General features: G+C 64.6%; 9 protein-coding genes. 3 read left to right on the top strand and 6 right to left on the bottom strand.

Annotated features, from left to right (window positions below):
• Positions 1-47: 47 nt before the first annotated feature.
• The 3 genes from metG to AB7532_RS18545 are packed head-to-tail and all read left to right on the top strand — an operon-like array spanning position 48 to position 3681.
• Positions 48-2081: a methionine--tRNA ligase gene (metG, locus tag AB7532_RS18555; RefSeq protein ID WP_441236210.1), complete on the top strand. Its 2034-nt coding sequence runs from the start codon at positions 48-50 to the stop codon at positions 2079-2081.
• 12 nt (positions 2082-2093) lie between these two features.
• Positions 2094-2870, top strand: coding sequence for a TatD family hydrolase (locus tag AB7532_RS18550; protein WP_441236209.1), 777 nt, complete (start codon positions 2094-2096; stop codon positions 2868-2870).
• A gap of 13 nt (positions 2871-2883) precedes the next feature.
• A complete protein-coding gene (locus tag AB7532_RS18545) occupies positions 2884-3681 on the top strand; it encodes an MBL fold metallo-hydrolase (protein WP_441236208.1) in 798 nt (265 codons plus the stop codon).
• Between the two features lie 6 nt (positions 3682-3687).
• Here AB7532_RS18545 and AB7532_RS18540 read toward each other — a convergent pair whose 3' ends face one another.
• The 6 genes from AB7532_RS18540 to AB7532_RS18515 all read right to left on the bottom strand — a co-directional run bounded on the left by AB7532_RS18540 (position 3688) and on the right by AB7532_RS18515 (position 14797).
• Positions 3688-5070: an autotransporter outer membrane beta-barrel domain-containing protein gene (locus AB7532_RS18540; protein ID WP_441236207.1), complete on the bottom strand. Its 1383-nt coding sequence runs from the start codon at positions 5068-5070 to the stop codon at positions 3688-3690.
• A gap of 251 nt (positions 5071-5321) precedes the next feature.
• Complete coding sequence (locus AB7532_RS18535; protein WP_441236206.1) at positions 5322-6971, bottom strand: acyl-CoA synthetase; 1650 nt, start codon at positions 6969-6971, stop codon at positions 5322-5324.
• Positions 6972-6993: 22 nt separating this feature from the next.
• The gene (locus AB7532_RS18530; RefSeq protein WP_441236205.1) at positions 6994-8883 is read right to left on the bottom strand and encodes a TRAP transporter large permease; all 1890 of its coding nucleotides are present in this window, start codon (positions 8881-8883) and stop codon (positions 6994-6996) included.
• A 15-nt stretch (positions 8884-8898) separates the two neighbouring features.
• The gene (locus AB7532_RS18525; protein WP_441236204.1) at positions 8899-9927 is read right to left on the bottom strand and encodes a TRAP transporter substrate-binding protein; all 1029 of its coding nucleotides are present in this window, start codon (positions 9925-9927) and stop codon (positions 8899-8901) included.
• Between the two features lie 422 nt (positions 9928-10349).
• Positions 10350-11609: an efflux RND transporter periplasmic adaptor subunit gene (locus AB7532_RS18520; protein WP_441236203.1), complete on the bottom strand. Its 1260-nt coding sequence runs from the start codon at positions 11607-11609 to the stop codon at positions 10350-10352.
• A complete protein-coding gene (locus tag AB7532_RS18515; RefSeq protein WP_441236202.1) occupies positions 11606-14797 on the bottom strand; it encodes an efflux RND transporter permease subunit in 3192 nt (1063 codons plus the stop codon). Before AB7532_RS18515 ends, AB7532_RS18520 begins: the two co-directional genes overlap by 4 nt.
• Between the last annotated feature and the right edge of the window lie 122 nt (positions 14798-14919).

Raw genomic sequence — 14919 nt, 5'->3', positions numbered from 1 at the left:
ACGCAGGTTCGTTTCCAAATTTTGAGAAGCCGGTAAAGGAATTCGTCGTGGCAGCGCGAGCTAAGAAAACCGCCAAGGGCAAGAAGAAGGCTGCGAAGAAAGCAGCCAAGAAGTCCGTCAAGAAAGCCACGAAGAAGGCCGTGAAGGCGCCTGCGCGCAAAGCCGGCAAGAAAGTCACGAAGACCAGGAAAGCCGCCGCCAAGAAGGGCGTGAAGAAGGGCGTGAAGAAGAGCGCTGCGAAGGCGGCAAAGAAGGCCGGCAAAAAAGCCGCCAAGAAGCAGGTCGTTGCCAGGAAAGCCTCTCCGAAAGCCGCCGCCAAAAAGGCAGCTAAGGCTCCGGCGAAGAAGGTGGCCAAGAAGGTGAGGGTAACTGCGCCTGCCGTGATCGCAGCGCCGGCTCTTGCCGCCACGCCGCCGAAGGCTGTGACGCCCAAAGTGCCGAAACCCAAGGCGCCGCGCGCGCCGAAGCCCGTCGCAGCTCCGCAGGCCGCAGCGCCAGCAGCCGCACCGAAGGCAGCTGCACCTGTTGCGGTCGCCGCACGCGACAACGTCTTCTACATCACGACCGCGATCGCGTACCCGAACGGCGTCCCGCATATCGGTCACGCCTATGAGGCGATCTCGGCGGACGTGCTGGCGCGCTTCGCGCGGCTCGATGGCAAGGACGTCTTCTTCCTGACCGGCACCGACGAGCACGGCCAGAAGATGGTCCAGACCGCGCAGAACGAGGGTTTGACGGCCGCGCAGCTCGCCGAGCGCAACGCGAACCGCTTCAGGGAGATGGACCAGCGCCTGAACGTGTCGTTCGACCGCTTCATCCGCACCACCGAAGAGCAGCACCATCGCTCCAGCCAGGAGATCTGGCGGCGCATGGAAGCCAACGGCGATATCTATGCCGACACCTATGCCGGTTGGTATTCGGTGCGCGACGAGGCGTATTACGCCGAGGACGAGACGCGCGTGAACGATGACGGCGTGCGCCTCGGCCCGCAAGGCACGCCGGTGGAGTGGGTCGAGGAGAAGAGCTACTTCTTCCGCCTCTCGACCTATCAGGACAAGCTGCTGAAGCTCTACGCGGATCACCCTGATTTCATCGGGCCTGACTCCCGCAAGAACGAGGTCGTGAGCTTCGTCAAGGGCGGGCTACGCGACCTCTCGATCTCGCGCACCACCTTCGACTGGGGCGTCAAGGTGCCCGGCGACGAAGAGCACGTGATGTATGTCTGGGTCGACGCGCTCACCAACTACATCACCGGCGTCGGCTTCCCGGACGAGAGCGACAAGAACTGGCGTTACTGGCCGGCGGACGTGCACATCATCGGCAAGGACATCATCCGCTTCCACGCGGTGTACTGGCCGGCGTTCCTGATGTCGGCGGGCATTTCACTGCCGAAGCGGGTCTATGCCCATGGCTTCCTGTTCAACAGGGGCGAGAAGATGTCGAAGTCGGTCGGCAATGTCGTCGACCCCTTCAATCTTGCCGACCAGTATGGCGTCGACCAGATGCGCTATTTCTTCCTGCGCGAGGTCTCGTATGGCCAGGATGGAAACTACAATCACGAGGCCATCGTTGCGCGGATCAATGCCGATCTCGCCAATGATCTCGGCAACCTCGCGCAGCGCTCGCTGTCGATGGTCGCCAAGCAACTCGGCGGCGTGCTGCCGGAGCCCGGCGAGTTCAGCGACAACGACAAGGCGATCCTGGCGATGGCCGACGGCATGATCGCGGCGTCACGCGAGGCGATGGCGACGCAGCAGATCCATCACTGGCTCAACGCCGTGTGGGCCGTGGTCGCGGAAGCCAACCGCTATTTCGCGGGCGAGGCGCCGTGGGCGCTGGCCAAGACCGATCCTGCGCGGCAGAAGACGGTGCTCTATGTCACCGCCGAAGTCGTGCGCCAGATCGCGATCCTGGCTCAGCCGGCGATGCCGACCGCCTCGGGTTTGCTGCTCGACAGCCTCGGCGTCCCCGCGGGCGAGCGCAGTTTTGCGATGGTGGGCGGCGGCAAGCGCATCGCGCCCGGCTCGACGCTGCCGGCGCCGACACCGGCGTTCCCGCGCTACATCGAGCCGGCGGCGTAAGGCGTCCATTCGATGTTGGTCGATAGCCACTGCCATCTGGATTTTCCGGACTTTGCGGAAGATCTCGACGGGATCGTGTCGCGTGCGCGCGCGGCCGGCCTCAAACGCATGGTCACGATCTCGACGCGGGTGCGGAATCTCGATCAGCTTCTCGCCATCGCCGAGCGGTTTGACGACGTCTATTGCTCGGTCGGCACCCATCCGCATAACGCGGATGAGGAGGATGGCATCACGCCGGACGAACTGATCGCGCTGACGCAGCATCCCAAAGTCGTCGCGCTCGGCGAAGCCGGGCTCGACTATTTCTACGACGACGGTTCGCCCGAGGCGCAGGCGAGGGGCTTTCGTGCCCACATCGCAGCGGCGCGCGCGACCGGCCTGCCGCTGGTGATCCACACCCGCGAGGCGGACGAGGATTGCGCCCGCATCCTGGAAGAGGAGGCGGCCAAGGGATCGTTCAACGCCGTGCTGCATTGTTACACCGGCGGACGCGAACTGGCGCTGAAGGCAGTGTCGCTCGGGCTCTATATCGGCTTCACGGGCATTTTGACCTTCAAGAAGTCGGACGCCCTGCGCGCGCTTGCGGCCGAACTGCCGTCGGACCGTATTCTGGTTGAAACAGACTCGCCCTATCTTGCGCCGGGCAAGTTTCGGGGCAAACGCAACGAGCCGGCCTATGTGGTAGAGGTTGCCAAGGTGCTGGCTGAGGCGCGCGGTGTGTCGCTCGAAGAGATCTCACGCCAGACCACCGACAATTTCTTCCGCCTGTTCTCCAAGGTGAAAGCTTGAGACTGGACGCCGCATGACTCTGACGCTGACGATCCTGGGCTGCGGCTCCTCCGCCGGCGTGCCGCGCCCGGCACTCGGCTGGGGCGCCTGCGATCCCAACAATCCAAAAAATCGCCGCCGCCGCTGCTCGCTGCTGGTCGAAGAGACGTCGAGCCACGGCACCACGCGCATCGTGATCGACACTTCGCCTGATTTGCGCGAGCAGCTGATCGATACCGATGTCGATCATATCGATGCCGTATTCCTGACGCACGAGCATGCCGACCAGACCCACGGCATGGACGACCTGCGCTCCGTCGTGCTCCACATGCGCAAGCGCATTCCGGTCTATTTCAACCAGTCGACCGCGAAAGACATCATGGCGCGGTTCTCCTACTGCTTCATCTCACCGGAGGGCAGCGACTATCCGCCGATCCTGAGCCGGCATTCGATCGAGGCCGGCGAGACCCAGATCATCAGCGGCAAGGGCGGCGACGTCTCGATGACCGCCTTCCTGGTCCAGCACGGCCAGATCCCCGCGCTCGGCTATCGCATCGGCAACGCCGCCTACACGCCTGACCTCAACGACATCCCGCAGGAGAGCTGGGCGGCGCTGGAAAATCTCGATCTCTGGATCGTCGACGGTTTGCGCTACACCCAGCATTCCAGCCATTTCAGCATCAACGATGCGCTGTCCTGGATCGAGCGCTTCAAGCCGAAGCGCGCCGTCATCACCAACATGACCGCTGATGTCGATTACGAGGTGATCCGGCAATCTCTGCCCGCGGGCGTCGTGCCGGGCTATGACGGGCTGCGGTTGGAGACGAACTAGGCGTCTCTACCAGGCGTAGCGCAGCATGGCCTTGCCGGTGTAGGAGCGCACCAGGCTCGACACTTCGCTATCGAGGTTTGCCGAGGCCGACCAGCCGTTCAAGTCCCGCAACTCCAGCGCAACGCCTGTCAGCGCGGCATTGGGCGCCAATGCCGTGCCGGCGACGATAAGGCCCTGACCGGGCAGGGACTGGAGCGCCGCCGGGATCGACTGCCCCGCGCTGAAATCATGCGCCCAGGCGAGCCGTCCGCGCAGGTTCATCACGCTTCCGAACAGCGCAAAGGACGTGCTGGTGCGCAGGCCGAGCTCGGTACGGGTGTCGGTGAAACTGTCGCTGCCGGGCGCTATGGCAGGCGCACCGCTTGCGTAGGCCGTTTGCGCCGGACTGGAGGGCAGGCGGAAGGTGGCGATCTGCGCGGCAGCGTAAGGCGTGATGCCGAGCCAGGGCACGGCAAAACGGTAGCCACTTTCGAGCCGGCCGGAATAGGCGTTGGCGTTGACGGCCACGTTGAGCTGGCTCGTGCCGGCCGGCGTCACCTGGTAGTCGCCCGTGATGGCCTGCCAGCCATAGGCGAGGGCAGTTGCGACATAGGCTGGTCCGATCGAGTGTCTGACGAAGGCGCCGGCTTGGAACAGATCGGAACGGCCGCTGGAAAAATTGTTCGCAAAGCCGGTGCCGCCGCCGGCGAGCGCAAAGCCCATCCGCGTCTGCGGCGAGAGCGAATAATCGGCGCCGACCATCGTGCCGAAGCTCCGGCTGGCGGAATTGCTGCCGCCGGTCGACACTTGCGAGCTGCCGAAGCCCGCAGCCCAGACGTTCCAATGCGCGGATGCGAGCGAGGGCCGGCCGTACATCGCCCCATAGGCTTCGCGGCCGATGCCGCCGTGGGTTTGATCGTTGCCGATATCGGCGTAGGCGGCGAGCTCTGCGTCAAGCTCCGCGGGGCCGATGCCGCGGCCGTCGATGGCGGGATCGAGCAGCGTCTGGGTGAACTGCGTCATCGCCAGAAACGTGGCCTGTGCCGTCTCGGGCCGCGAGGCGCTGTCGCTGCCGCCGCCAAAGGCTTGCCGCATGCCGCCGGGCCGCGCCTCGCCGGCAATGCCGGGGGGCTCGCCGCTCCAGCCGTAACCTGGCTGCACGCCACCACCACCGCCGCCGTTACCGAACCACGCGCCCGGGAAAGCCGAGGTCGGCGGCCCGCCGAATGCAGCACCGCCAAACCCGGGATTGGCGAAATTGTTGAAGCCATAGCCGGGGGCATTCGGCCCGGCGGCGCTATAGCCCGGCGCGCCTGCGAATGCGCCGAACTCACGCATCGTCTGTGCTGCGACCGCATTGGGCAGCAGCAGACCAGCCGTCAATAGCAGCAGCGGCAGACGCGCACGCACGTCCGCGCTCACGACACCAACCGCATGAAGCGCCCCAACAGCGCCGGTCGCCAGCCACGCAGCCCGCGCGGCGGAATCATCTGGAATCAGCGAATCCGACTGGAGCGAAACGTAAATGCGTCTCTAAAGTTTTCCAATCTTTTCCTGTCGTGTCCGACAGCGTCAAAGCTGCACGAACGATTTCGGAATGACGAAGAACCGCCGTGAAAATACGGTGATTATTTCCATATGTTTCTGAGGTCGCGGCAAGTTCAGGCCGAGATCGCCTTCGCAGAACCCGCTTCATTGCGCAGCAGGAATTTCTGGATCTTGCCCGTCGACGTTTTCGGGATCGATCCGAACACCACCGCCTTCGGCGTCTTGAAGCCGCTCATATGGGTGCGGCAAAAGGCGATGATGTCGGCCTCGGTTGCGCTGGCGCCGTCCTTCAGTTCGACGAAGGCGCAGGGCACCTCGCCCCATTTCGGATCGGGCTTTGCGACCACCGCTGCGAACAGCACGGCCGGGTGCTTGTAGAGGATGTCCTCGACCTCGACGGACGAGATGTTCTCGCCGCCGGAGATGATGATGTCCTTGGAGCGGTCCTTGATGATGACGTAGCCGTGGGCGTCGAGCACGCCGAGATCACCGGTGTGAAACCAGCCGCCTTCGAACGCGTCCTTCGTCGCCTTCTCGTTCTTCAGATAACCCTTCATCACGATGTTGCCGCGGAACATGACCTCGCCGATGGTCTCGCCGTCGCGCGGCACCTCCTGCATCGTCTGCGGGTCGATGACGGTAACGCCTTCCTCGAGCGGGTAGGGCACGCCCTGCCGGCGTTTCATGTTGGCGCGCTCGGCGGCGGGCAGATCGTCCCAGCCGGGCTGCTCGGCGCAGACGGAGGCAGGGCCGTAGACTTCGGTCAGGCCGTACACGTGCGTCAGCTTGACGCCGATACTCTCTGCGCCTTCGAGCACGGCGACCGGCGGCGCGGCACCGGCGATCAAGCCAACGACGCGGCGGGCGGCGTCGCCCTTCGGCGCGTCAGGTGCATTGATCAGCGTGTTGTAGACGATCGGCGCGCCGCACATGTGGGTGACGCCGTGCTCCCTGATCAGCTCGAAGATTTTCGTCGGCTCGACCTTGCGCAGACAGACATTGATGCCGGCGGCAGCCGCAATGGTCCAGGGGAAGCACCAGCCGTTGCAATGAAACATCGGCAGCGTCCAGAGATAGACCGGATGCTGGCCGAGTTGCCCTGCGAGGATGTTGCTGACGGCGTTCAGATACGCGCCGCGATGATGAGTGACGACGCCCTTGGGATTGCCCGTGGTGCCCGAGGTGTAGCTCAGCGCGATGGCGTCCCATTCGTCGCCCGGCGGGATGGCCGCGAAGTCCGGATCGCCTTGCGCGACGGCGGCTTCATACTCGATCCCGCTGATACGCTTGCCGCCCTTGAACGCGGCGTCGTCGACGTCGACGACGAACGGCTTCGGTCCCTTCATCTGCGCAAGCGCGTCGGTGATCACGCCGGAAAACTCGGGATCGACCAGGATGATCTTCGCGCCGCCATGATCGAGCTGGAACGCGATCGAGGGCGCATCGAGGCGGATGTTGAGCGCGTTGAGCACGGCGCCGGTCATCGGCACCGCAAAATGAGCCTCGTTCATCGCCGGGATGTTCGGCAGCATCACCGCAACGGTGTCGCCGACACCGATGCCCTCACCGGCAAGCCAGGATGCAAAACGCTTGCAGCGCTCATGCGTCTGACGCCACGTAAAGCTGCGGCCCTCATAGACCGTGCTGACATGATCAGGATAGACGGCGGCGCTACGCTCGAGGAAGCTCAGCGGGCTCAGTGGCACGTAGTTGGCGGGGGTTTTGTCGAGGCCGATATTGTACTGGTTCTGCCGCTCGCTCATCGACACCCTCCTTGAGGCCGCCTTACAGGAAGCCGATCGAGATCCAGGGGAAGATCGCGACGATGATCAATCCCACCAGCAGCGCCAGCAGATAGCCCCAGATCGGCCTGATGCCCTCGGCCGGATCGACCCGTCCGATGGCGCAGGCGGCATAATAGCCGACACCGAACGGCGGGGCGAACAGCCCGATACCCATCGCGAGGATGATCACCATGGCGTAGTGCACCTCGTGCACGCCGACGGCACGCGCGATCGGAAACAGCAGCGGCCCGAACAACACGATGGCCGGGATGCCTTCCAGCACGCTGCCGAGGATGGTGAAGGCCAGGATCGAGACAGCGATGAAGGTTGCCGAGCCGCCCGGCAGGCCGGTCATGGCCGCCGCCAGCGAACGCGAGAAGCCTGATTGCGTCAGGCCCCAGGCCATGCCGGTTGCGGTCCCGATGATCAGCAGGATCGCGCCCGACAGCGCCGCGGTCTCGACCAGCATCGGAAACAGCCGCCGCCAGTCGAATTGGCGGTAGACCAGCAGCCCGACGAGGGTGCCATAGACGATGCCGATGGTGGAGACTTCGGTGGCGGTCGCGATGCCCTCGACCACGGCGTAGCGGATCACGAAGGGCAGCGCCAGCGCGGGAAGGGCGATGATCAGGGTCTTGCCGATCTCGGAAGCCCTGGCACGGCGGACATGGCTCATGTCCTCATGGCGGTAGCGCCACCACACCAGCATGCAGAGCGTGATCGCGAGCACGACGCCGGGCAGCAGGCCGCCCGTGAACAGCGCGGCGATCGAAACGCCCGTGACCGAGCCGATGGTGATCAGCACGAGGCTTGGCGGGATGGTTTCGGTCTGGGCACCTGTGGCTGCGAGAAGCGCGACGAGGTCGCCGGGCTTGGCGCCGCGCTGCTTCATCTCCGGGAACAGCACCGGTGCAACCGCGGCCATGTCCGCGGCCTTGGCGCCGGAAATGCCGGAGACGAGGTACATGGCACCGACCAGAACATAATGCAGGCCGCCGCGAACGTGGCCGAGGAGGCTGGCGAGAAACGCCACCATGGCGCGCGCCATGCCGGTCATCTCGATCAGCAGGCCCAGGAAGACGAACAACGGCACCGAGAGCAGGATGAGGTGGCTCATGCCCTCGTCCATCCGCCCGACCAGCACCATGACAGGTGTCCGCGTGGTCAGCGCCAGATAGCCGAAGATCGCGAGGCCAAAACCGAACGCAATGGGAACGCCGGCAAAGACGCAGAATCCGGCGACGCCGACGAAGAAGATGACGAGGTTGAGGTTGCCAAGCGGCCGTAACGCCGGCTCCGCCAGCCAGAACAGGCCGATCACAACCACGACCGACAGCGCGGCCGCCGCGACCATCCGGTAATCGGCCGCACGCAACAGCCGCAGCAGCGCAAACGCCGCCATCAGGCAGATGCCGACCGGCAGCGCTGCCGCGCGCCACATGTTCGAGATCTGGAGCGCGGGTGTGGTGATGTAGCTTTCTTCGTAGGCGTAGTCGTAGGACGGCCAGACGATCAGCGCCAGGAACGCCAGCGCCGCGCAGGTCGCGACCAGATCGAGCCATGCCCGCGTCGCCGGCTTTGTGCTCGCGACGATCGCGGTCATGCGCATGTGTTCGGAACGACGGAACGCCACGGCGGCGCCGAGCATGGCGAGCCAAAGGAACAGGATGGACGCAAGCTCGTCCGACCAGATCAACGGCCGGTGCAGGCCGTAGCGCGCGACCACGCCGGCGAACAGGATGACGATCTCGGCGACCACCAGGATGGCCGCCGGGATCTCGACGAGGAGACCGAGCGCGCGCTCGAGCGAAGCCAGCAACGAAGGTCGGCGAGGGGACTGAACCGTCGCCTCGCCCACCACTCCGGTCGCCTCAACCTCGATATGAGCCATGCCGGCCCCGACGCGTTACGACAGCTTGCCGACGGCCTTTTCCAGGAGGTCCCAGGCCTGGTCGCCGTATTTGCCCTTCCACTCGGCGTAGAAGCCAGCCGTGCGCAGCTTGTCGCGGAACGGCGCAACGGCGGGCTGGTTGAAGGTCAGGCCCTTGCCAGCGAGCTCCTGCTGGAGATTGGCGTTCAGCTTCGCGGTGTCGGTGCGCTCGTTGATGGCCGCGGCGTTGATGTGCTTGGCGACGACGGCGCGCACGTCCTGTGGGAGCTTTTCCCAGGCGCGGCGGTTTGCCAGGAACCAGAAGCCGTCCCACATGTGGTTGGTCAGCGAGCAGTACTTCTGGACCTCGTAGAGCTTGGCGGTCGAGATGATCGCCAGCGGGTTCTCCTGGCCTTCGACGATCTTGGTCTGGAGCGCGGAATAGACCTCGCTGAAATTGATCGAGGCGGGCGCCGCGTCGAACGCCTTGAACATCGAGGTCCACAGCGGCGACACCGGCACGCGGATCTTGAAGCCCTTGAGGTCGTCCGGGCCCGTGATCGGCTTGCTCGACGACGTGGTCTGGCGGAAGCCGTTGTCCCAGATCTTGTCCATGACCTCGAGGCCGGCCTTCTTGATCTCGCCACGGACATAGCCGCCGAGATCGCCGTCCATGGCCTTCCAGACCGTGTCGTAGTCCGGGAACGCGAAGCCGATGCCGTTGATCGACGCCGCCGGCACCAGCGTTGCCAGGATGAGGCCCGACAGCGTGAAGAACTCGACGCCCCCGGAGCGGATCTGGCTCAGCATGTCGGTGTCGGAGCCGAGCTGGTTGTTCGGGAAGATCTGGAGGTCGAACTTGCCGTTGGTCTCAGCCTTGATCGCCGCCGCCATCTCCTTGGCGCGCACGTTCAGCGGATGGGTGTCCGGCAGGTTGTTGGCGTATTTGTAGGTGAACTCGGCGCTCTGGGCGCGGGCGACGTGGGGCGCACTGAGGCCGCCCAGGACCGCGGTCGCGGCGGAGGCCTTGAGAAGCGTGCGTCGGGAAAAGCGCGTCGAAACCATGGGTCTGCTTCCTCGGAAGAATTGTTTTTGTTGTGAGATGCAAACCTATACGGATGTCAGGCCAGCAGGTCATCTGCGATCTCGCGAAGCTCGCTTATTGCAGCCGGACAACGCCGCGGCAATATCGGCTTTCGCCACATGCGCCGGATAAAAAAACTGAAGAACAACCCCATGCACAGTAGCCGTCAAGAGCCGGGGCGATGCTCGGGTGGCGGGACGGAAACAGGCCGGAAGCGAAGGCGCCGTGGCATGAGTATGGGCTAAATAGCTGATCTAATTGTACATAAATATATTCCATAATATACCTTATGCGAATTACGGATATGGGGATCCGGACTTGGCCACGGCGCTCGCGGCGCCTGCCGGTGCGCTCTCCTCCTGCTGCCATCCAGGCAGCGGATGAGCCAAATCGGTCCTGCCGGCTACGACACGGTCGTCTTTGGCTTGGTCTGAACCCTGGCGCCCTCGGCCAGATCGACGGATGGATTGAGGATGACCTGGTCGCCCGTGCGGACGCCGCTGTCGACTTCGAGCTCGGAGCCGAGGTCGCGCAGCACGCCGATCTTCCTGAGATGCGCCACACCGTTTTCGACCACGGCGACCTGCGTGCCGTTCGCATTGAAGATGACCGCATCGGCCGAGATCCGGTAGCTCGGCGTCTTGCGCGGAATGTGCAGTTCCACGGTGCAGTAGATCCCGGACGTCAGCGCGGCGTCGGGGTTCGGGATATCGACCTCGGTCAGCAGCGTCCGTGAGCCCGGCTGGAGTGCATCCGCAATCCGCGTCACGGTGCCTGGAAACGTCCGGTCCGGGATTTCGGGCACGCGCACCACGGCGGCAATGCCGGGCTTGAGGCCGAAGGCCGCGTCCTGCGGCACGAACACCTGGGTCCGGATCACATTGCCCTGCTGGAGCGTGAACATGAACGTGCCGGAGGTGGTATCGGCCTGCACCAGGCTGCCGACATCGACGTTGCGCTGGGTGATGACGCCGTCGAACGGCGCCACGACACGCTGGTAGAGTTTCTGCTGGCGCAGGACCAGCAACTGGGCCTCCTCCGCCTTGATATTGGCCTGCGCCACCTGCGCGGCCGCCTCCTGGGCCTTGAGCGTCTGCTCGTCGATCGTGCCTTGCTGGGCCGTGAGCCAGCCCTTGTCGACCAGCGGCCGGTCGCGATCCCAGGTGACCTTGGCAAGCTCCCGGTTGGCCTGCGCCTGCTGGAGTGCCGAATTGAGCTGGGCCAGCGTCGCTTCGGCCTGGGCGATCTGGTGATCGAGCTCGGGCGCCACGATTTCGGCCAGCAGCTGCCCCGTCTTGACGTGGTCGCCGATATCGACCGCGCGCGTGGCGATATAGCCGCTGGCGCGCGCGAAGATGTTGGCGCTGGCAAAGGCCGAGGTCGTCGCCGGCAGTCTCACGATGTCGATATTGGCGCTGGGCACGACCGTGGCGACGCGAACCTCCGGGACGAAATTGCGCGTCTCAGCGGCGGTCGCAAGCACTTGGCGGCGCTCCGAATAGTGGCTCCAGGCTCCGGCCGCGAGCGCTGTGCCGGCGACAAGCGCCAGGCCAAGGGCGGCGAGGCGCCCTCCCCGAAGCTTCCTGCGCGGCGGTACGACCGTCTCCTTGTCCCGTTCGGTCTCCGTCACGCGCTCGGCGTTGATTGGTCCGTTGAAATTCATTCCAGCACCTCGTCGAAGACCCCGTGATGTGTCTTGCCGTCATTGCCCTTGCGCAGCATCGCGAACAGGTAAGGGACAACCAGCAGCGTCGTCGGCGTCGCGAACAGCAGGCCGCCGATCACGGCGCGTGCGAGCGCGGCGTTCTGTTCCTCGCCGGCCGCGCCGATCGCCATCGGGATCATGCCGACGATCATGGCGGCGGCGGTCATCAGCACCGGCCGGATCCTTGTGTGCCCGGCCTCGATGGCCGCCTCGAAGGCGGTCTTGCCGGCAAGCTGCTGCTCGCGTGCGAAGGTGACGAGCAGGATCGAGTTGGCGGAGGCGACGCCGACCGCCATGATCGCGCCCATCAGCGACGGCACGTTGAGCGTCGTGCCGGTGACGAACAGCATGGTCAGGATGCCGCACAGCGTCGCCGGCAAGGCCAGGATGACGACGAAGGGGTCGCCGAAATTCTGGTAGTTCACGACCATCAGCAGATAGACGAACACCGCCGCAAACAGCAGGCCGATGCCGAGATTGATGAAGGCGCTGTTCATGCTCTGGATCTGCCCGATCACCTGAATGGTGTTGCCCGGCTTGAGCTGGCTCTGAAGATCGGCCGTGATCTTGCTGATCCGGCTCGCCACGCTGCCGAGATCGCGGCCCTGGACGCTGGCATAGACCTCGTAGACCGGCTGCACATTGGCCTGGTTGGCGTTGGTCGGGATCGTGGTGCGGTGGAACGTGGTGACGTTGCTGAGCAGGCCGGGAATCGGCGTGTCGGTTTGCGTTGACGCCAGCGAGGTCGAGACCGGCGTGTTGGCGAGGTCGTTCAGCGATCCGATCTGACGTTCCGGCGTCTGCACGGCGAAATAATACGGAATGCCCGAGGACGGATCGGTCCAGAAATTTGGTGTCACCTGCTCCGACGAGCTCAGGCTGACATTGAGGTTGGTGGCGATCGTATTGGCGTTGAGTCCGAGCTGCGCGGCGCGGGTGCGATCGATGTCTGCGTAGAACGCGGGCGCATTCACCTCCTGCTGGAGATGGGCATCGACAATGCCCGGGATCGCGGCGATGCGCTGGCGCAGCTCGCCCGCGACCTTCAGATTGTTCGTCTTGTCGTAGCCGACGGTGCGCACGTCGATCTGGGCCGGCAGTCCGAAATTGAGGATCTGGGTGACGATGTCGGCGGCCTGGAAGTAGAAGGTCTCTTCCGGAAATGCGGACGGCAGCACCTCGCGCAGCTTGCGCACGTAATCGGCAGTGGGTTGGTGCCCCTCCTTCAGCGAAACCAGGATGACCCCGTCATTGACGCCGATGGTCGAGCCGTCGGTGAAGGCCAGATTGTAGGAGCGCGCCGGCAGGCCGATATTGTCGACGATCAAGGCGCGGTCCTTGTCCGGAATGACCTGCCGGATCTTGTTCTCGACCTGCTGGAAGATCTTCTCCGTGGCCTCGATGCGGGTTCCGGCCGGCGCGCGGACGTGAAGCTGGATCTGTCCGCCGTCGATCGCGGGAAAGAAATCCCGGCCGACCAGCGGCACCATCACGGCGCCGAGCACCAGAATGGCGGCCATCCCCGCCGGAATGATGAAGCGATGCTCGATCAGTCCGCTGAGCGAACGCGAGTAAGCATGGCGCATCGCCTCGAAATTCCGTTCGAAACCCGCATGGAAACGCGCGAACGGGCCGCGCGGTGCGTCGCCGGGTGCAGGATGGTGCTCGCCTCTCAGCAGCAGGCCGATGATGATTGGCGTCAGCGTCCGCGACAGGCCGTAGGAGGCCAGCATCGCGAACACCACGGCAAGGCCCAGCGGCGTAAACAGGTACTTGGCCGGCCCGTCCAGGAAGACGACGGACGTGAACACGCAGCTGATCGCGAGCGTGGACACCAGCGTCGGCACGGCGATGCCGGCCGCGCCGTGCAGCGTCGCCTGCGGCAGCGGCATCCCCTCTTCCGTCAGCAAGCGATGGGTGTTCTCGATGGTGACGGTGGAATCGTCGACGAGGATGCCCACAGCCAGCGCGAGGCCGCCCAGCGTCATCGTGTTCAGCGTCTCGCCAAGGAAATAGAGCACGATCAGCGAGGTCAGGATCGACAGTGGGATCGAGATCATGACCACGACCGTCGATCGCCATGATCCCAGGAACAGCAGGATCATCAGCGCGGTCAAGCCGGCCGCGATCGCGCCTTCGCGCAACACGCCCTCCACCGATTGCTTGACGAACACCGACTGGTCGAACAATTCGTTGATCTGCATGCCGGGAGGCGCGGCGGCGCGCGCGGCTTGCAAGGCCTTGTGGACCGCATTGACCACGCTGACCGTGGAGGCATTGCCGTTCTTGATGATGCTCAGCAGCACCGAGCGCCGCCCATTCTGGCGCACCACGTTCTGCTGCACCAGCCAGCCGTCGTGCACCTGGCCGACGTCCTTGACGAAGATCGTAGCGCCGTTCACGACCTTGATCGGGATGTTGTTGAGATCGTCGATCGAGGGCGGCGTCGCGTTGGTGCGGACGACATATTGCTTGTCGCCCATCTTCGCCGTGCCGGCGGGCAGGGTCAGGTTCTGGGCGTTGACCGCGTTGACGACGTCGAGCGGCGTCAGCCCCTTGGCGACCAGCTTGGCGGGATCGATGTCGACCATGATCTGCCGGTATTTTCCACCCGACGGCGTCGGCAGCGTGATGCCCGGGATCGGCGCCAATTGCTGGCGGATGCGGTAGATGCCGTAATCATAGAGCTGTTGTTCGCTCAATGTGTCGGAGCTCAGGCTGACTTGCAGCACGGGCACGCTCGATGCGTTGAACTGCACGACGACGGGCGCCTGGATGCCGGGCGGCATCAGCGCGCGGATGGCATTGGTGGCGGAGACGATCTGCGAGATCGCGAGGTCGAGATTGACGTCGGGCTGGAAGTAGATCTTCTGCACCGACAGGCCGGCCATGGTCTGGGCTTCGATGTTCCTGATGCCGTTGACGTTGGAGGAGATCGAGTACTGGCTGTAGGTGGTGACCCGTTGCTCCATCTCGGGCGTGCTGAGCCCGGTATAGCTCCAGATCACCGTCACGACCGGAATGTTGATCTCCGGAAAGATGTCGGTGGGCATCTCGAAGATCGTGACCGCGCCCAGGAACAAGATCAGCGCGGCGACCACGTAGAACGTGTGCGGAAATCGCAGAGCAAAACGAACGATACCCATAGCGGGCACTCCTCGCCCCGCGGCGGCCACTTGCGGTCTCCGCGGCATCCAGATCAGCGGTCAAAGCATTGCGCGCGGACGATCGCCGCACGGCCCGGCCTTCTGCGCTTCCCGGATGGTTC

Source organism: Bradyrhizobium sp. 930_D9_N1_4 (genome assembly GCF_052076015.1).
Taxonomy (GTDB): Bacteria; Pseudomonadota; Alphaproteobacteria; order Rhizobiales; family Xanthobacteraceae; genus Bradyrhizobium.
The sequence above is the reverse complement of the archived record's forward strand: the minus strand, read 5'-3'. Positions and strand labels throughout refer to the sequence as shown.

Excerpts from the sequence above, each read along its gene's own strand:
- AB7532_RS18550 (WP_441236209.1), top strand. The coding sequence starts at position 2,094 with ATGTTGGTCGATAGCCACTGCCATCTGGATTTTCCGGACTTTGCGGAA.
- AB7532_RS18545 (WP_441236208.1), top strand. The coding sequence starts at position 2,884 with ATGACTCTGACGCTGACGATCCTGGGCTGCGGCTCCTCCGCCGGCGTG.
- AB7532_RS18535 (WP_441236206.1), bottom strand. The coding sequence starts at position 6,971 with ATGAGCGAGCGGCAGAACCAGTACAATATCGGCCTCGACAAAACCCCC.
- AB7532_RS18530 (WP_441236205.1), bottom strand. The coding sequence starts at position 8,883 with ATGGCTCATATCGAGGTTGAGGCGACCGGAGTGGTGGGCGAGGCGACG.
- AB7532_RS18525 (WP_441236204.1), bottom strand. The coding sequence starts at position 9,927 with ATGGTTTCGACGCGCTTTTCCCGACGCACGCTTCTCAAGGCCTCCGCC.
- AB7532_RS18520 (WP_441236203.1), bottom strand. The coding sequence starts at position 11,609 with ATGAATTTCAACGGACCAATCAACGCCGAGCGCGTGACGGAGACCGAA.
- AB7532_RS18515 (WP_441236202.1), bottom strand. The coding sequence starts at position 14,797 with ATGGGTATCGTTCGTTTTGCTCTGCGATTTCCGCACACGTTCTACGTG.